The sequence below is a fragment of the Streptomyces sp. NPDC057854 genome (assembly GCF_042797055.1).
Lineage (GTDB): Bacteria > Actinomycetota > Actinomycetes > Streptomycetales > Streptomycetaceae > Streptomyces.
On record NZ_JBHVMF010000002.1, the window covers coordinates 314,419 to 330,148 of the forward strand.

A 15,730-nucleotide genomic window follows, 5' to 3' on the forward strand; every position below is an offset into this window, starting at 1 on the left:
ATCGCCGCCGGCGCGGGCGGTTCCTGAGGAATTCCTCAGGGTGCTTCAGGGGCACTTCAGGGGGTGCCCCGGAAGCTGCCCGCATGTTCGTCACCTCCGTTCCCGAGGCGCCGCCGCTCCGCAGGCCGGCGGCGGCCCCGTCCCGCACCGGCCCGGCCGTCGTCGCCGGTGTCCTGTTCGTCCTGCACACGGTGTTCGCGCTGCGGAACCACGCCCGGTTCCGGACGACCGGATACGACCTGGGGATCTTCGGGCAGGCGGTGCGGTCGTGGGCGGAGGGGCGGCTGCCGGCGTCGGAGATCCGGACGGCGACGGCGCCGCCGGGGTTCGCCGGGGAGGCGCTGCCGCTGCTGGGGGACCACTTCCATCCGGTGCTGGCGCTGCTCGGTCCGGTGTACCGGCTGGTGCCGCGGGTGGAGGTGCTGCTGGTGGCGCAGACGGCGCTCGTCGCGGTGGCGGTGTACGTGACGGGGCGGACCGCGCAGCGGCATCTGCCCGCACGGTCGTCCGCCGGTCCGGTGGTCGGCGCGGTCTGCGGTCTCGCATGGGGCGTGCAGACGCTGGTCGGCTTCGACTTCCACGAGGTGGCGTTCGCGCTGCCGCTGCTGGCGCTGGCCTGCCGGGCGTATCTGGACGGCCGGACGCGGGCCGCGGCCGGGTGGGCGGCGGGGCTGCTCCTCGTGAAGGAGGACCTGGGGGCGACGGCCGCCGTCCTCGGGCTGCTGATCGCGTACCCCGGGCGGGACCGGCGGACGGGGTGGCTCCTGACCGGCGGGTCGGTGCTCGCCACGGTGCTCGTCCTCAAGGTGGTCGTCCCGGGCTTCGCGCCCGACGGCCGCTATCTGTACGCCGGGCAGGTCGGCGGCGCGTACGGGCTCCTCGACGGCTGGTCCGTGAAGGCGCTCACCGTCCTCGCGCTGCTCGCCGTCACCGGCGGCCTGGTGCTGCGCAGTCCGCTGGCGTGGCTGCTGCTGCCCACGCTGGCCTGGCGGTTCACCTCTTCGGTGCCGTCCCACTGGGAGCCCGGGCTGCACTACTCGGCCGTGCTCGTGCCGATCGCGTGCGCGGCCCTCGTGGACGCGCTGCGGCGCGGGGCGCGGCTCCCCCTGGCCGTACCGCTCGGGGCCGTGCTGCTGCTCCTGCCCCTCCAGCCGACCGCCCAGCTCGCCGCGCCCGGCTTCTGGCGGGAGAGCCCGCGCGAGGCGTCGGCGCGGGCGGCGGTGGAGCGGGTGCCGGACGGGGTGCGGGTGGCGGCGAGCAACACGCTCGCCCCGCACCTCACGGACCGGACGGTGGTGCGGCTCGCGGCGCCGGGGCTGCTCGACCGGGAGCCGGCCGTGGAGTGGCTGGTCCTGGACCGCGCGGACGGGTTCCCGGCGGGGGCGACGGCCGGGGTGCTGCGGGAGGCGGCCTCGGACCCGGCGTGGCGGGTGGTGCGGGACGGGGCCGGGATCGTCCTCCTCACCCGGGCGGGGTGAGCGGTCAGCGGCGGGCGTAGGAGCCGAGGCCGACGAGGCAGTACACGTACTCGCTGATGGTGGTGCCGTTCATGGTGTAGCGGTGCGAGAAGGCGTACTCGGTCTTCGGGTTGGCGTTGCACCGGTTCATGTCGGAGGTGAAGGGGAAGGTCTGGATGACCTTGTAGTGGGCGTCCGAGGCCGAGCAGGGGACCTCTTCGACGCCGCTGACGGACTGGGCGGTCTCCGAGTCCGGCAGGGTGCCGTTGAGGCAGGTGCCCTTGTCGTACGGGTCGGGCTCCTCCTCGGTGGGGGTGGCGGTCGCGCTGGGGGCGAGGTCGCCGAGGTCGAGGCTGGGGAAGGGCGAGACGGAGAAGGTGGGGACGGTGGGGCGGGCGGCGGGCGTGTCCCGGTCGTCGTTGGCGGTGAGGAGGTAGCCGCCGCCGATGACCGCGGCGAGGACGACGAGCGGGACGAGACAGCCGGCGACGCCGGAGCCGCGGCGGGCGGGGGCCGGTCCGCCGGCGACGGTGATGCGGAGCAGGACGGTCGTGCCGGCGAACGGGACGGGGATGACGTCGCCGTGACGGCAGGGCGGGACGTGCAGCTGGGTGGGGCCGCCGCCGGGCAGGGTGACTGGGATGACGACGCCGGTGGCGGCCTGCTGCGGGGTGAGGGTGAGGGGGATCTCCTGCGTGGACACCTGCTGCTCCTCGGGTCGGAGGTCGGAGGGGACGGGAGTGCGCGCCTCTATGACGTGTACACGTGAGCGACCGGTTGCACCTCTCTGGAAACGGATTCCAATCTTCCGCTTCAACTCCGCTTCCGCAGCTCCCCCTTGACCACCTTCCCGCCCGCGTTCCGCGGCAGCTCCGTCACGAACTCGACGTGCCGGGGCACCTTGTAGTTCGCCATCTCCCGCCGCGACCAGGCGATCAGGTCGTCGGCGGTGATCCGCGCGCCCGGCCGGCGCACCGCGAACGCCTTGCCGACCTCACCGAGCCGGGCGTCGGGCACGCCGATGACGGCGACGTCGGCGATGTCCGGGTGCAGGCCCAGCAGTTGCTCGATCTCGGCGGGGTAGGCGTTGAAGCCGCCGACGATGAACATGTCCTTGAGCCGGTCGGTGATCCGCAGGTTGCCGGCCGCGTCGAGGACCCCGACGTCCCCGGTGCGCAGCCAGCCGTCCGGGTCGATCGCGGCGGCCGTCGCCTCCTCGTCCTCGAAGTAGCCGCGCATCACGTTGTGCCCCCGGACCAGCACCTCGCCGGAGCCGGAGAGCCGGACCTCGACGCCGGGAACGGGCCGGCCGGAGGTGGTGGCGACGGTCTCGTCGGGGTCGTCGCGGCGGCACATGGTGACGAGGCCGCTCGCCTCCGACAGGCCGTACGCGGTGAGGACGGTGCCGACGCCCAGTTCGGAGCGGAGCCGTTCGACGAGCAGCAGCGGGACGACGGCGGCGCCGGTCACCACCAGCCGGAGGCTGGACAGGTCGTGGGCGGCGCGGGCCGGGTGGTCGAGCAGCGACTGGTGGAGGGTGGGCGGGCCGGGCAGCACGCTGATCCGCTCGGCCGCGATGTTGGCGAGGACGGTGTCGACGGTGAAGACCGGCTGCGGCACGATCACCGCGCCGCGCATGAGGCAGGCGAGGACGCCCGCCTTGTAGCCGAAGGTGTGGAAGAACGGGTTCACCACCAGGTAGCGGTCGCCCTCGGCGAGCCCGGCGAGCTCCGCCCACTGCGCGTAGCAGCGCAGGCTCTGGGCGTGGCTGATGACGGCGCCCTTGGGGCGGCCGGTGGTGCCGGAGGTGTAGACGATGTCGGAGGGGGCGTCCGGGTCGACGGCGTCGGCGCGGGCCCGGACGCGGGCCGCGGACACCCCGTCGCCCGCCGCGAGGAACGCCTTCCAGGTCGACCACCCGGCCTCGTCCGGGGCCGTGTCGCCCAGGACGACGACCCGCTCCAGGTGCGGCAGGGGCACGCCGGCGCGGCGCAGGGAGGCGACGTACGAGGTGCCGAGGAAGGTGCCGGTGACGAAGAGCAGGCGGGCGCGGGAGCGGGCGAGGAGGTCGGCGGCCTCGGCGCCCTTGAAGCGGGTGTTGAGCGGGACGAGGACGGCGCCGGCGGTGACCGCGCCGAGGGCGGCGACGATCCAGTCGAGGCTGTTGGGCGCCCAGACCGCGACCCGGTCCCCGGCCCGCACCCCGGCGGCCAGGCAGGCGGCGGCGGACCGTTCGACGCGCGCGGCGAGCTCGGCGTACGAGACGCGGGTGCGGCCGTCGGCGACCGCCTCCAGCCCTCCGTACCGCTCCCCCGCCGCCCGGACGAGCCCCGGGATCGTGCCCCACTCCAGGTCGCCGCGCACTTCCATACCCAACCTCCCGGCACCGCACCATAGCTGACTATCCGTCAGATTAGTTGTAGCCTGACGCGCTGTCAGCAGTGCTGCCCCCTGAGGAGGTCCGGTGCTCAAGGACGCCACCGCCATCGTCGGCATAGGACAGACCGCCTTCGCGAAACAGCTCCCCGAGACCGAGAAGACCCTCGCGTGCCGGGCGATCCTCGCCGCCCTCGACGACGCCGGCATCGCCCCGTCCGAGGTCGACGCCTTCGCCTCCTACACCATGGAGGAGACCGACGAGGTCGAGGTCGCCAAGGCCATCGGCGCCGGCGACGTCACCTTCTTCTCCCGGGTCGGCTACGGCGGCGGCGGCTCCTGCGCCACCGTCGGCCACCTCGCCGCCGCCGTCGCCACCGGCCAGGCGAGCGTCGGCGTAGCCTGGCGCTCCCGCAAGCGCGGCTCCGGCCCCCGCCCCTGGAAGAACACCGCCGTCCAGCTCCCCACCCCCGGCCAGTGGACCCGCCCGCACGGACTGCTCCGCCCCGCCGACGAGATCGGCATGCTCGCCCGCCGCTACATGCACGAGTACGGCGCCACCCGCGACCACCTCTTCAACGTCGCCCTCGCCTGCCGCAACCGCGCCAACCAGAACCCCGCCGCGATCATGTACGAGCGCCCGCTGACCCGCGAGATGTACATGACCTCCCGCTGGATCAGCGAACCCCTCTGCCTCTTCGACAACTGCCTGGAGACCGACGGGGCCCTCGCCTGCGTCGTCGTCTCCGCCGAACGCGCCCGCGACTGCCGGCAGCGGCCCGTCTACGTGCACTCCGCCGCCCAGGGCCTGCCCGCCCAGCACCACGGCATGGTCAACTACTGGAACGACGACCCGCTCACCGGACCCGCCTGGACCGCCGCCCGCCACCTGTGGAAGACCGCCGACTTCGGCCCCCAGGACGTCGACGTCGCCCAGATCTACGACGCCTTCACCCCGCTGATCCCGCTCTCCCTGGAGGGCTACGGCTTCTGCGGGCGCGGCGAGGGCGCCGCCTTCACCGAGGGCGGCGCCCTCGAACTCGGCGGCCGGCTCCCCCTCAACACCGGCGGCGGCGGCCTCTCCGAGGCGTACGTCCACGGCTTCAACCTCGTCAACGAGGGCGTCAAGCAGCTCCGCGGCACCTCCACCGCCCAAGTCCCCGGCGCCGCCACCTGCCTCGTCACCGCCGGCGAAGGCGTCCCCACCTCCGCCCTCCTCCTCAGGAGCTGACCCGTGCTGAACCCCGTCATCGACGAAGACGGCGCCCCCTTCTGGGAGTTCACCGCCCGCGGCGAACTCCGGATCCAGGCGTGCGCCGAGGACCACTGCGGCGAACTCCGCTTCCCGCCCCGCCCCTGCTGCCCCCACTGCCAGTCCTTCGCCACCACCTGGCGGCGCATGTCCGGCCGCGGCCGGATCTGGTCGTACGTGCTCCCGCACCCGCCGCTGCTGCCCGACTACGCCGCCCAGGCCCCCTACAACGCGGTCCTCGTCGAACTCGCCGACGCCCCCCGCGTCCGCCTCGCCGGCAACGTCGTCACCGCCCCCGACGCCCCCCTGAACTCCGTCGACCCCGCCCGGCTGCGGATCGGCGCCCCCGTCCGTGTCGCCTTCACCGAGATCGACGGCATCGCCGTCCCCCGCTGGCTCCTGGAACGCGGATGAGCGGCGCCCCCGGCCTCGCGGTGGAACGCGACGAGAAGACCGGCGTCGCCGTCGTCACCCTCGACCGGCCCGCCCGCCACAACGCGATCACCCTCGCCATGGCGGACGCGCTCGCCGCCGCCTGGCGGGGATTCCGGTACGACGACACCGTCCGCGCGATCGTCCTCACCGGCGCCGGCGGCCGCGCCTTCTGCACCGGCGTCGACCGCGACGACGCCGCCCGGGTGCCGCAGCCCCCGTCCCCGTACAGCGTCGACGACCCGCTGATCGCCATCGGGCCCAAGGCCAACGACCTGTGGAAACCGGTGATCGCCGCGGTCGAGGGGATGGCCTGCGGGGGCGCCTTCTACCTGCTCGGCGAGGCCGAGTTCCTGATCGCCGGCGAGACGGCGACCTTCTTCGACCCGCACACCACCTACGGCATGGTCAGCGCCTTCGAGACCATCCACATGGCGCAGCGGACGCCCTTCGGGGAGATCGCCCGGATGGCCCTCATGGGCTCCGCCGAACGCCTCTCCGCCCGGCGCGCCTACGAGACCGGCCTGGTCAGCGAGGTGACCGCGCCCGGCGGTGCGCTCGCCGCCGCGCGGGAGGCGGCGGCCGTCATCGCCGGCTACCCGACGGAGGCCGTGCAGGGCACCGTACGGGCCCTGTGGACGGCCAAGGAGGCGGTGAGGTCCCAGGCGCTCGCCCAGGCCCCGCAGCTGGTGACGCTCGGGAACCTGCCGGCGGACCGGCAGGCGGAGCTGTTCACCGCGCGGCGGACCGGACACCGGACGCGGTAGGGCCTCCCGCTCCCGGACCGTGCTCCCGGACTACAGCTGCTGCACCGTGCCGACCGTGCACGAGGCGACCCGGTCCACGAGCCCGGGGCTGCCCATCGGCACCTCGACGTCCTTCCGCTCCCCCGCCTGCAGCGCCACCGTCGTCTCCGCCGTGGAGATCACGGACCCCTTGTCGCTGCGGAACTCCAGGACCACGCGGTAGCTGAGCGGGGTGTACTCGGGGTTGGAGAACCGCAGCGTCGCCGTCGTGTCCGCCTTGCGGGCGGGCTTGCCCTTGCGCTTCTTCCGCGCGGGCTCCACGCAGTCGACGACCGTCACGTCCGGGCCCGCCGTGCCGGAGGCGGAGGGCGCCGGCTCGGCGGTGTACTCGCTGCCGCTGCCGCTGCCGCCGTCCCCGCTCCACCCGGAGCCCTGGTAGTCGTCGTTGTCCTTCTTGTCGCTGGAGCAGCCGCCGCCGTCACTGCTGCGGCTCTTGCTCTTGCCGCTGCCGCCGCCCTTGCCGCCCGAGCCGGTCTCGAAGCCGGTCAGCGCCAGCACCACCACCGTCAGCGCCGCCGCCAGCTTCCACCGGGTCCGTACCATCGCCGTCCTCCCCGTCCGTCCGTCGTGTGCGGGCCACACCCTAGCGAGCCCCGGCGCCCCGCATGGCGGGCCCCGGCCACCGCGCGTAGCGTCGAAAGCGGGAGCGCAGGACCTCGAAGCACCCCGAGGAGGGCGCACGATGATCCGCAACGTCGTCGGCTCGGTCCTCGCCCTCGTCGGAGCGACGGCCGCCGTCTGGAGCCCCTTCCGTGCCTGGTACGACGGCCGTCACGGCCGCGACTACCGGATCGGGGACCTCTTCTCCGGCATCACCGAGACCCGGGCCGGGGTCATCGGCTCGATCCTGCTGCCGTTCGCCGTCGCCGCCCTGCTCGCCGTCGTCGGCGTGGTGCTGCGTTCCCGGGTGCTCGTCGCCGTCGCCGGCGTGGTCGTCCTCGGCTTCACCGTCCTGTGGATGGTCCGGGTCGGGCAGGCCGAGGGCAGCCTCGTCGTGTCCGGCGACGGGCGCGGCCTCGGCGACGGCGTCGCCAACGCCGTCGGCGGCGGCATCCTGCTGCTGCTCGGCGCGCTCGTCATGGCGGGCCGCCGCAAGGACCACCGGCAGGCGCGCGCCCGGCGCGACGAGCAGCCGCCCGCCCGGCCGCAGGACACGGGCCCGGTCACGGCCGAGACGCGCGACGGACACGACGGGTACGACGGGCGCGGCGGGTACGACGCCGAAACCCGGTCCATGCCGTACGCCGCTCCCGGCCGCTTCGACGTGCCGGCCGACCCGCCCCGCGACCGGGACGGCCGGGACGACCGGCCGACGGGCTAGCGGGCCGCCGAGCCGCGGCCCGTGGCCGTGCCCTTCGCCGCGTCGAGCGCGTACACGCAGCGGTCCTTGCTGCACGCGTACACGACCCCGTTGCGGACCACCGGCGAGCCGGTGATCTCGCCGCCCGTGGCGAGCTTCCAGCGCAGCTGCCCACCGGTCGCGTCCAGCGTGTACAGCACGTGGTCGGCGGAGCCGAAGTGGACCCGCCCGTCCGCGACGACCGGGGTGCCGACCAGTTCGGAGCCGGCCGCGAACCGCCAGCGGGGCGTGCCCGTGACCGCGTCCAGGGTGTAGAGGGCGCTGCCGCTGCCGACGTGCACGTTGCCCGCGGCGACGAGCACCGGCTCGGACGACTGGCGCTGCTCGGTCGCGATCCGCCAGCGGTCCTGCCCGGTGGTGGCGTCGATCGCGTACACCGTGCCGAGGTGGTCGGCCAGGTACACGCCGCCGCCGGTGACCGCCGGGCCGGGCGCGAAGGCGGGCGGCGAGAGGAAGACGGCGGGCGCCTCGAAGTGCCAGCGGACGTGCCCGGCGGCGATGTCGATGGACAGGACGCGGGTGCCGGCGGAGACGTACACGCAGCCGTCCTCGGCAGGGGCGACCCGCACCGGGACGTGCCCGCAGGACGCGGCGTCGCCGATCGGGTACGACCAGCGCTCGGTGCCCGTGCGGGCGTCGAGCGCCTGGAGCCGGGCGTCCCGCCACACGTACACGGTGTCGCCGTGCACGGCCGGGCCCGCCTCCGGGGTCTCGAAGTCCGTCTGGCAGCCGGTGATCTCCCACAGCTTGGCGCCGTTGGACGCCTCCCAGCCCTGCACGCCGCCGCCCCGGGTGCCGGTGACGACGGTGCCCCGGTCCACCTGGAGGGAGTACACCCAGGCGTCGGTGCGCAGCCGCCACCGCTCGCTGCCGTCGACGGCGTCCAGCGCGTACAGCGTGGGCCCGTCCGAGGCGTGGATCCGGCCCTGCGCGACCGCCATCGACCAGGCCACGTCCCGGGTCTTGAACTGGCGCCGGCCGGACCCGGTGTCCAGCGCGTGCACCTCGAAGGAGGTCACGTACAGCAGGTCGCCGTCGACGACCGGCGTCCCCCACACGTCGTTCGACATGCGGAAGCGCCACGGCCGCCAGCCGCCGGGCGCAGGCTGCGGCGGTACGGCCGGGGCCTCCGGCGCCGGGGCGGGCGCGGGCGCCGCCTCCCCGCCGGGCGGCCGGAGCCAGCCGGTGGCGTGCGGGTCGGCGGCCTGGCCGACCGCGAGCGCCGCCCGGGTGTCCGCGACCCGCGGCCCGGGGCCGATCGGCACGGTGGCGCCGCCGAGCCGCACCGGCCCGCCGGACTCCTCCGCGGGCCCCGCGTGCCGGCCGCCCGCGTGGACGGGCTCGGGCGCACGCGGGTCGCCGCCGTCGTACGGGACGGGCGGGCGCGGCGGCATCGGCGGCGGGGACACCGGCGGCTGCGGGACCGTCCGGCCGCCGCCGCGGCGGGTCTCGATCATGGCGACGGCGCTCTCCGGCAGCCACGCCGACGCGGTGCCGCTGTCGTCGCTGCCGGGGCCGAAGAGGTGCGGGGCGAGCATGGCCTGGAGGTCGGCCGGCGTCGGCCGCTGGGCCACGTCCATCTGCATGCACGCCTCGATGAGCGGCCGCAGCTCCTCCGGCAGGCCCTCCAGGTCGGGGCCCTCGCGGAGCAGCATGAAGACGGTCTCCACCGGGTTGGCGCCGTGGAAGGGCGCGTGGCCGGTGGCGGCGAACACCAGCATGGAGCCGAGCGAGAAGACGTCGCTGGCGCCGGTGACGCTGCGCGAGTCCCGGGCCTGCTCGGGCGACATGTAGGCGGGGGTGCCCACGGCGACGTTGGTCATCGTCAGCCGTGTGTTGGAGACGCCGGACGCGATGCCGAAGTCGATCACCCGGGGCCCGTCCTCGACGACGAGCACGTTCGACGGCTTGAGGTCGCGGTGGACGAGCCCGGCGCCGTGGATGGACTGCAGGGCCTCGGCGACACCGGCGGCGAGCCAGCGGACGGCCTGGGCCGGGAGCGGCCCGCACTCGTTCACTATCTCTTCCAGCGACGGCGCCGGGACGTACGCGGTCGCCAGCCACGGCACGGCGGCGCGCGGGTCGGCGTCGACGACGGCGGCCGTGTAGAACCCGGACACCGCCCGGGCGGCCTCCACCTCCCGGGTGAAGCGGACCCGGAACAGCTGGTCCTCCGCGAGCTCCGTGCGCACGGTCTTGATCGCCACGCGCCGGCCGGACGCCGACCGCGCGAGATAGACCAGGCCCATGCCGCCCGCGCCGAGCCGGCCCAGCACCTCGAAGGGCCCGATGCGTCTCGGGTCGTGCTGCGTCAGCTGTTCCACTTGCCTGCCACCTCCCCGTACGGGCCATGACGGTACGGCCCGGGCCCCTGATTCTTCCTGTCCGGAGCCCTTGTTGCGAACCCGGGGGCGGATCGGGGTGTCACACCTCATACGGAGCGGAAGCCTCACCGGTCGGGCGGCGGCTCCGCGAGGGTGGAGGCGGGGGGTGCGGGGACGGCGAGGGGGGCGGTGTCGGTGGAGAGGGCGGCGGGCTCCTCGCCGGCCGCGAGGGGGGCGGGCGGGGCCGGGTCGGCGAGGACGGCGAAGCGGGCGCCCTGGTTGTCGTGGAGGACGGCGATCCGGCCGTGGGGGGTGTCGGCGGGGGGTTCGGCGACCCGGCCGCCGAGCCGGACGGTGGTGGCGCACGCCTCGTCGGTGTCGCGGACGGCGAAGTAGACGAGGACGTGGCCGGGCATCTCGGCAGGGAAGGCGTCGGTGATGACGGCCCGGCCGCCGAAGGCGGTGTCGTCGCCGGCGCGGGAGCCGGGCGGGGACCAGACCCGGTAGTCGAAACCGGGCTCCTTGCCCTCCTCGGCGGGGTCGGCCTGGCGGCCGAGCCAGCCGAAGACGGAGGCGTAGAAGGTGTCCACGGGCCCGGGGCGGCGGGTGTACACCTCCATCCAGCAGAACGCGCCCGGTTCGTTCACGACCTCGAAGCCGTCGTCCTCGCCGGACTGGCGCAGGCCGACGACGGCGCCGCCGGGGTCGGCGGCGAGGGCGAGGACGCCGAAGGGGCCGACCGGGTACGGCTCCATGACCATCTGCCCGCCGGCCGCCCGGACCCGGGAGGCGACGGTGCCGGCGTCGGCGGTGGCGAGGTAGACGGTCCAGGTCGTGGGCATCCGGCCGTCGCGCTTGGGGAGCAGCCCGGCGACCCGGCGGCCGTCCAGCAGGGCCTCGTCGCGGTCCTCGTCGAAGGTCCAGCCGAAGAGCTCGCCGTAGAAGCGCTTGCCCGCCTCCAGGTCGGGGAGCTGCGCGTCCACCCAGCACGGGGTGCCCTCTGTGTATACGGCCATGGCTCCACGCTAGGACGGCGGACCGGCCGGCGCGCCCCGGCGTGCGCCGTCCGGGGCGGTCGCCGTCGTGCGGGGCGGAGGCGAGCGCGGTCGTACGGGACGGGGCCGTTCGCGGTCGTACGGGAGGGAGCGGGCGGAGGCGGGCGGGCGGAGGCGGGCGCGGGGCCGGGCGGGAGGCGCGGGGGCCGGGCGCGGGGTGGCGTGCGACGCGCCGGGGAGACCCCCGCCGACCTCGGGGAACGGGGTGCACCCCATTTGCAGTCGGCCGAATCGCGCGCCGACCCCCCCTCGGTAAGCTGACGGCATGACAGGACAAGTACGCACCGTCGACGGCCGCGTGGCCGGACGACGCGGTCAGGCGACGCGGCAGAAGCTGCTCGACTGCCTCGGTGAGATGCTCAGCTCCTCGCCGTACCGGGACGTCAAGGTGATCGACGTGGCCCGGAAGGCGGGTACTTCACCCGCGACGTTCTATCAGTACTTCCCGGACGTCGAGGGGGCCGTCCTGGAGCTCGCGGAGGAAATGGCGAAGGAGGGCGCCGGATTGACCGAACTGGTCTCCGGGCGCTCCTGGGTCGGCAAGGCGGCCTGGCAGACCTCCGAGGAACTCGTCGACGGCTTCCTGGACTTCTGGCGGAAGCACGACGCGATCCTGCGGGTCGTGGACCTCGGCGCCGCCGAGGGCGACAAGCGCTTCTACAAGATCCGCATGAAGATCCTGAACTCGGTCACCAACTCCCTGACGGACGCGGTGAAGGAGCTCCAGGGCAAGGGCAAGATCGACAAGGAGGTCAGCGCCGCGGCGGTGGCGGGCTCGCTCGTGGCGATGCTGGCCGCGGTCGCCGGCCACCAGAAGGGCTTCACCACCTGGGGTGTGAAGCAGGCCGAACTCAAGCCGAACCTGGCCCTGTTGGTGCATCTGGGCATCACCGGCAAGAAGCCGGTGAGATAGCCCGGAGTGCTGCCGGGCGACCGCCCGGAGCCTCCCCTCCTTCCCCTCGTCCTGTCGTCGACGCCGACGCCGGCCGCCGCCCCTCGCGGGCGGGACCGCCGTCGGCGTCGTCGTGTCCGGGGCCGGATCACCGGCGGGTGAGGCGGAAGAGCCGGATCTCGCGGTCGATCCGGGCCTGGTACGCGGCGTACGGGGGCCAGAAGGCGAGCGCCGCCGCCCAGGCCGCGGCCCGTTCGTCGCCGGTGAGCCGTTCGGCGCGCACGGGGACGGTCTCGCCCTTCCAGCTGATCTCGGCGTCCGGGTGGGCGAGCAGGTTGGCGGTCCAGGAGGGGTGGCCGGGGCGGCCGAAGTTGGAGCCGATCAGCAGCCAGGTCCCCCGGTCGGGTTCGGGCATGCAGGCGAGTGGGGTGGTGCGGGGCAGGCCGCTGCGGGCGCCGGTGGCGGTGAGCACGACTCCGGGCAGCATCCGGGTGCTGAGCAGGGCTTTTCCGCCGCTGAGCCGGTGCACGGCCTGGTCGAGGGCGGGGATGACGTGGGGGGCGATCTTCGCGAAGGCGCGGGTCGAGGAGACCTTCTGGACGAGCGTCACGCCGAGGGGCATCAGGCCGCCGCCTCTCGGAGGAGTCCGGTGCGTTCGGCCGCGCGGGCCCTGAGCCGGCCGACGGGTCCGAAGAGGAGCGCGTCGGCGGCGGCGCGGCGGCCGAAGCGGTCGGCGTCGTGCGGGGGTACGGCTTCGCCGGCGGCGGCGCGGAGGACGTCGAGGGCCTGGGCGAGCGCGAGGGGGCCGCTCTCGGGGCCGGGTCCCGGTGCGCGGGCGGCGCCGTGGGTGAGCGTCCGGGCGGTCTCGATCCGGGCGTGCAGGTCGGCGAGGCGGTGCCGGTCGCGGGCGGTGGCGTGGCGGAGGGCGCCGTCCAGGGCGGCGCGGGCGGCTCCGGTGGCCTCGGCGGCGAGGAGGACGGCGGCGGTGCGGCCGGCGGCGGCGAGGGCGCGGGTGATGTCGGCGGGGTCGGCGGGGTCCTCGCCGAGGAGGGCGGCCGGGACGTCGCGGAGCTGGACGCCGGCCGGCCGGCGGGTGGGGTCGAGGCCGGTGCGGGGGGTGCGGACGAGGCCGGGGCCTGCGTCGTCGGCGCGGACCAGGTAGAGGAGCGTACGGCTGCGGGCGAAGCCGCCGGTGTGGGCGGCGACGAGGAGGAGTCCGGCGCTGTGCCCGTCGAGGACCTGGTCGGCCTCGCCATAGAGCAGCCAGCCGGTGGAGGGCGCGGGGGCCGGGCGGGCCTGGACGCCGCCGGCGCGGCCGTCGCCGGACCAGGCGCCGGTGGTGTTGTCGCCGGTGAGCCCGAGGGCGTGGGCGAGGGAGCCGCCGGGGACGGCGAGCGCGCAGGTGAGGGTGCCGTCGGCGACGCGGGGCAGCAGGGCGGCGCGCTGGGCGGGGGTGCCGAGGGCGGCGACGAGGGGGGCGGTGAGGGCGGCGGTGGCGAGCAGCGGGGAGGGGGCGAGGGTGCGGCCGGTCTCCTCGCAGGCGAGGGCGAGCGCGGGGAGGCCGCGGCCGGTGCCGCCGTACTCCGCGGGGAGGGCGAGCCGGGTGAGGCCGAGCTCGCCGGACATCCGGGCCCACAGGGCGGGGTCGTACCCCTCGGGGGCGCCGGCCGGGGGTCCGGCGTGCCGTTCGAGCAGGCCGCGCAGGGTGCGCAGGGTGCGGCGGAACTGCCGCTGGTCCTCGGTGAGCGGATCGGGGTCCGCGCCGTCGGCGGTGTCCATGGGGCTTCCTCCGTATCTGACGGGCCGTCATGTTAGGCCGCGCGGAAGCGGATTGCCCAGAGCGACGCGCCCCCCGATCCGCCCGGATCTGATGTACCGTCAGATTCATGACCGCTTCCACGCGCACCGCTCCCCCCGGCCGCCGCCGGGTCGCCGTCGCCGGCGTCGCGCTCTCCGACTGCGGCCGGGTCGACGAGGCCACCCCCTACGCGCTGCACGCCCAGGCCGCCCGCCGCGCCCTCGCCGACAGCGGCCTCGACCGCTCCCTCGTCGACGGCCTCGCCTCCGCCGGGCTCGGCACCCTCGCCCCCGTCGAAGTCGCCGAATACCTGGGGCTGCGCCCCACCTGGGTCGACTCCACCACCGTCGGCGGCGCCACCTGGGAGGTCATGGCCGCCCACGCCGCCGACGCCATCGCGACGGGCCGCGCCCACGCGGTGCTGCTCGTGTACGGCTCCACCGCGCGCGCCGACATCAAGGCCCGCCGCCGCACCGCCAACCTCTCCTTCGGCGCCCGCGGCCCGCTCCAGTTCGAGGTGCCGTACGGACACACCCTCGTCGCCAAGTACGCGATGGCCGCCCGCCGCCACATGCACCGGTACGGCACCACGCTGGAGCAGCTCGCCGAGGTCGCCGTCCGGGCCCGGGCGCACGCGGCGCACAACCCCGAGGCGATGTTCCGCGACCCGATCACCGTCGACGACGTCCTGTCCGGCCCGATGATCGCCGACCCCTTCACCAAGCTGCACTGCTGCATCCGCAGCGACGGCGGCTGCGCGGTCCTCCTCGTCGCCGAGGAGTACGTCGCGGACACCCGCAAGGCACCGGTCTGGATCCTCGGCGCCGGCGAACACACCTCCCACACGACCATGTCCGAGTGGGACGACCTCACCGTCTCCCCCGCGGCCGTCAGCGGACGCCTCGCCTTCGCGCGCGCCGGCGTCACGCCCGCCGACATCGACGTCGCCGAGATCTACGACGCCTTCACCTACATGACCCTGGTGACCCTGGAGGACCTCGGCTTCTGCGCCAAGGGCGAGGGCGGCGCGTACGTCACCGACCCGGCCGCCGTGCCGGTCAACACCGACGGCGGCGGCCTCTCCGCCTGCCACCCCGGCATGCGGGGCCTCTTCCTCCTGGTCGAGGCGGTGCGCCAGCTCCGCGGCGAGGCGCCCGGCCTCCAGGTCCGCCGCCCCGACGGCTCCCTCCCCCGCCTCGCCGTCGCCTCCGCCACCGGCGGCTGGTTCTGCTCCGCCGCCACCCTCGTCCTGTCGAGCGCCTGACGCCGCGCGGGACCCGCACGCCGGCGGCCCGGTGCGCATACCCTCGCCCCATGAGTGACGCGTTTCGCCAGGCGCTGCACGGGCTGCGGGTCTGGGACACCGAGCTGCCCGCCTTCGACCCGGAAGCCGCCCCGGCCGAGCCCCTGCCCCTCTTCCACACCTGGTTCCTCGGCGCCGTCGCCGCAGGCCAGCCCGAGCCGCACACCGTCGCGCTCGCCACGGCCGGCGCGGACGGCCGCCCCGACGTCCGGACGGTGATGCTGCACGACGCGGACGCCCGCGGCTGGCACTTCGCCTCGCACGCCACCAGCGCCAAGGGCCGCCAGCTCGCCGCCAACCCGCGGGCCGCGCTCGGCTTCTACTGGCCGGCCCAGGGCCGCCAGGTCCGGGTGCGGGGGCCCGTGACGACGGCGAGCCGGGAGGAGGCGTACGCCGACCTGCACGCGCGGACCACCGGCGCCCTCGCCGCCGCCCTCACCGGCCGCCAGAGCGAACCCCTCGACTCCCCCGGCACCCTCGCCGCCGCGAGCGACGCGGCCTGGCGCCGCGCCGAGGCCGAGCCGGACGCCGACGCCCCCACCTGGACCCTGTACGTGGTCGAGCCGGAGGAGGTGGAGTTCTTCCAGGGCGACGCCCGCCGCCGCCACCTCCGCCTCCGCTACCGCCGGACCGGTCCCGGCGGCGACTGGACCCGCGAACTCCTCTGGCCCTAGA

At 75.5% G+C, this 15,730-nt stretch carries 15 protein-coding genes; 8 read left to right on the forward strand and 7 right to left on the reverse strand.

Annotation, left to right across the window (positions count from 1 at the left end; all coding sequences use genetic code 11):
• Positions 1-83: 83 nt before the first annotated feature.
• Positions 84-1,478: a DUF2079 domain-containing protein gene (locus ACFVQZ_RS05715; RefSeq protein ID WP_383619911.1), complete on the forward strand. Its 1,395-nt coding sequence runs from the start codon at positions 84-86 to the stop codon at positions 1,476-1,478.
• Positions 1,479-1,482: 4 nt separating this feature from the next.
• Here ACFVQZ_RS05715 and ACFVQZ_RS05720 read toward each other — a convergent pair whose 3' ends face one another.
• Positions 1,483-2,160 carry a hypothetical protein gene (locus ACFVQZ_RS05720; RefSeq protein ID WP_030495214.1) on the reverse strand — a complete coding sequence of 226 codons (678 nt, stop codon included), beginning with the start codon at positions 2,158-2,160 and terminating at the stop codon, positions 1,483-1,485.
• A gap of 110 nt (positions 2,161-2,270) precedes the next feature.
• Complete coding sequence (locus ACFVQZ_RS05725; RefSeq protein WP_383620001.1) at positions 2,271-3,821, reverse strand: FadD3 family acyl-CoA ligase; 1,551 nt, start codon at positions 3,819-3,821, stop codon at positions 2,271-2,273.
• Positions 3,822-3,921: 100 nt separating this feature from the next.
• Here ACFVQZ_RS05725 and ACFVQZ_RS05730 point away from each other — a divergent pair, with 100 nt between their 5' ends.
• Genes ACFVQZ_RS05730 through ACFVQZ_RS05740 form a run of 3 tightly spaced genes read left to right on the forward strand, consistent with a single transcriptional unit; the run spans position 3,922 to position 6,284 of the window.
• Complete coding sequence (locus tag ACFVQZ_RS05730; protein WP_030495212.1) at positions 3,922-5,064, forward strand: lipid-transfer protein; 1,143 nt, start codon at positions 3,922-3,924, stop codon at positions 5,062-5,064.
• 3 nt (positions 5,065-5,067) lie between these two features.
• Positions 5,068-5,499, forward strand: a complete 432-nt coding sequence (locus tag ACFVQZ_RS05735) for a Zn-ribbon domain-containing OB-fold protein (RefSeq protein ID WP_383619913.1) — start codon at positions 5,068-5,070, stop codon at positions 5,497-5,499.
• Entirely contained in the window at positions 5,496-6,284 is a 789-nt protein-coding gene (locus ACFVQZ_RS05740) for an enoyl-CoA hydratase/isomerase family protein (protein WP_383619915.1), read from the forward strand. The genes ACFVQZ_RS05735 and ACFVQZ_RS05740 overlap by 4 nt, the downstream gene beginning before the upstream one ends.
• A gap of 30 nt (positions 6,285-6,314) precedes the next feature.
• On the opposite strand, the gene ACFVQZ_RS05745 is transcribed toward ACFVQZ_RS05740, so the two are convergent.
• Positions 6,315-6,866 (reverse strand): hypothetical protein, encoded by a 552-nt coding sequence (locus tag ACFVQZ_RS05745; RefSeq protein WP_383619917.1) that lies wholly within the window; start codon positions 6,864-6,866, stop codon positions 6,315-6,317.
• Positions 6,867-7,005: 139 nt separating this feature from the next.
• Here ACFVQZ_RS05745 and ACFVQZ_RS05750 point away from each other — a divergent pair, with 139 nt between their 5' ends.
• Positions 7,006-7,644, forward strand: coding sequence for a hypothetical protein (locus ACFVQZ_RS05750; RefSeq protein ID WP_383619919.1), 639 nt, complete (start codon positions 7,006-7,008; stop codon positions 7,642-7,644).
• Here the strand turns inward: ACFVQZ_RS05750 and ACFVQZ_RS05755 are convergent.
• Both ACFVQZ_RS05755 and ACFVQZ_RS05760 read right to left on the reverse strand, forming a co-directional pair.
• Positions 7,641-10,007 carry a PQQ-binding-like beta-propeller repeat protein gene (locus ACFVQZ_RS05755; RefSeq protein ID WP_030495207.1) on the reverse strand — a complete coding sequence of 789 codons (2,367 nt, stop codon included), beginning with the start codon at positions 10,005-10,007 and terminating at the stop codon, positions 7,641-7,643. The genes ACFVQZ_RS05750 and ACFVQZ_RS05755 overlap by 4 nt on opposite strands.
• Before the next feature lie 125 nt (positions 10,008-10,132).
• Positions 10,133-11,023 (reverse strand): VOC family protein, encoded by an 891-nt coding sequence (locus tag ACFVQZ_RS05760; protein WP_383619921.1) that lies wholly within the window; start codon positions 11,021-11,023, stop codon positions 10,133-10,135.
• Positions 11,024-11,327: 304 nt separating this feature from the next.
• On the opposite strand from ACFVQZ_RS05760, the gene ACFVQZ_RS05765 reads away from it, so the two are divergent.
• Complete coding sequence (locus tag ACFVQZ_RS05765) at positions 11,328-11,975, forward strand: TetR/AcrR family transcriptional regulator (protein WP_036414991.1); 648 nt, start codon at positions 11,328-11,330, stop codon at positions 11,973-11,975.
• A 127-nt stretch (positions 11,976-12,102) separates the two neighbouring features.
• Here the strand turns inward: ACFVQZ_RS05765 and ACFVQZ_RS05770 are convergent, their stop codons facing one another.
• Both ACFVQZ_RS05770 and ACFVQZ_RS05775 read right to left on the reverse strand, forming a co-directional pair.
• Positions 12,103-12,576: a nitroreductase family deazaflavin-dependent oxidoreductase gene (locus ACFVQZ_RS05770; RefSeq protein ID WP_383619923.1), complete on the reverse strand. Its 474-nt coding sequence runs from the start codon at positions 12,574-12,576 to the stop codon at positions 12,103-12,105.
• Positions 12,576-13,733 carry an acyl-CoA dehydrogenase family protein gene (locus ACFVQZ_RS05775; RefSeq protein ID WP_383619925.1) on the reverse strand — a complete coding sequence of 386 codons (1,158 nt, stop codon included), beginning with the start codon at positions 13,731-13,733 and terminating at the stop codon, positions 12,576-12,578. The genes ACFVQZ_RS05770 and ACFVQZ_RS05775 overlap by 1 nt, the downstream gene beginning before the upstream one ends.
• A 107-nt stretch (positions 13,734-13,840) precedes the next feature.
• Here ACFVQZ_RS05775 and ACFVQZ_RS05780 point away from each other — a divergent pair, with 107 nt between their 5' ends.
• On the forward strand, positions 13,841-15,016 hold the full coding sequence (locus tag ACFVQZ_RS05780) for an acetyl-CoA acetyltransferase (RefSeq protein ID WP_383619927.1): 1,176 nt from the start codon (positions 13,841-13,843) through the stop codon (positions 15,014-15,016).
• A gap of 50 nt (positions 15,017-15,066) precedes the next feature.
• Entirely contained in the window at positions 15,067-15,729 is a 663-nt protein-coding gene (locus ACFVQZ_RS05785) for a pyridoxal 5'-phosphate synthase (protein WP_030495201.1), read from the forward strand.
• Position 15,730: the final 1 nt, after the last annotated feature.

Coding starts and splice junctions, on each gene's coding strand:
- ACFVQZ_RS05765 (WP_036414991.1), top strand. CDS start 11,328: ATGACAGGACAAGTACGCACCGTCGACGGCCGCGTGGCCGGACGACGC.
- ACFVQZ_RS05715 (WP_383619911.1), top strand. CDS start 84: ATGTTCGTCACCTCCGTTCCCGAGGCGCCGCCGCTCCGCAGGCCGGCG.
- ACFVQZ_RS05745 (WP_383619917.1), bottom strand. CDS start 6,866: ATGGTACGGACCCGGTGGAAGCTGGCGGCGGCGCTGACGGTGGTGGTG.
- ACFVQZ_RS05760 (WP_383619921.1), bottom strand. CDS start 11,023: ATGGCCGTATACACAGAGGGCACCCCGTGCTGGGTGGACGCGCAGCTC.
- ACFVQZ_RS05770 (WP_383619923.1), bottom strand. CDS start 12,576: ATGCCCCTCGGCGTGACGCTCGTCCAGAAGGTCTCCTCGACCCGCGCC.
- ACFVQZ_RS05785 (WP_030495201.1), top strand. CDS start 15,067: ATGAGTGACGCGTTTCGCCAGGCGCTGCACGGGCTGCGGGTCTGGGAC.
- ACFVQZ_RS05740 (WP_383619915.1), top strand. CDS start 5,496: ATGAGCGGCGCCCCCGGCCTCGCGGTGGAACGCGACGAGAAGACCGGC.
- ACFVQZ_RS05750 (WP_383619919.1), top strand. CDS start 7,006: ATGATCCGCAACGTCGTCGGCTCGGTCCTCGCCCTCGTCGGAGCGACG.
- ACFVQZ_RS05775 (WP_383619925.1), bottom strand. CDS start 13,733: ATGGACACCGCCGACGGCGCGGACCCCGATCCGCTCACCGAGGACCAG.
- ACFVQZ_RS05780 (WP_383619927.1), top strand. CDS start 13,841: ATGACCGCTTCCACGCGCACCGCTCCCCCCGGCCGCCGCCGGGTCGCC.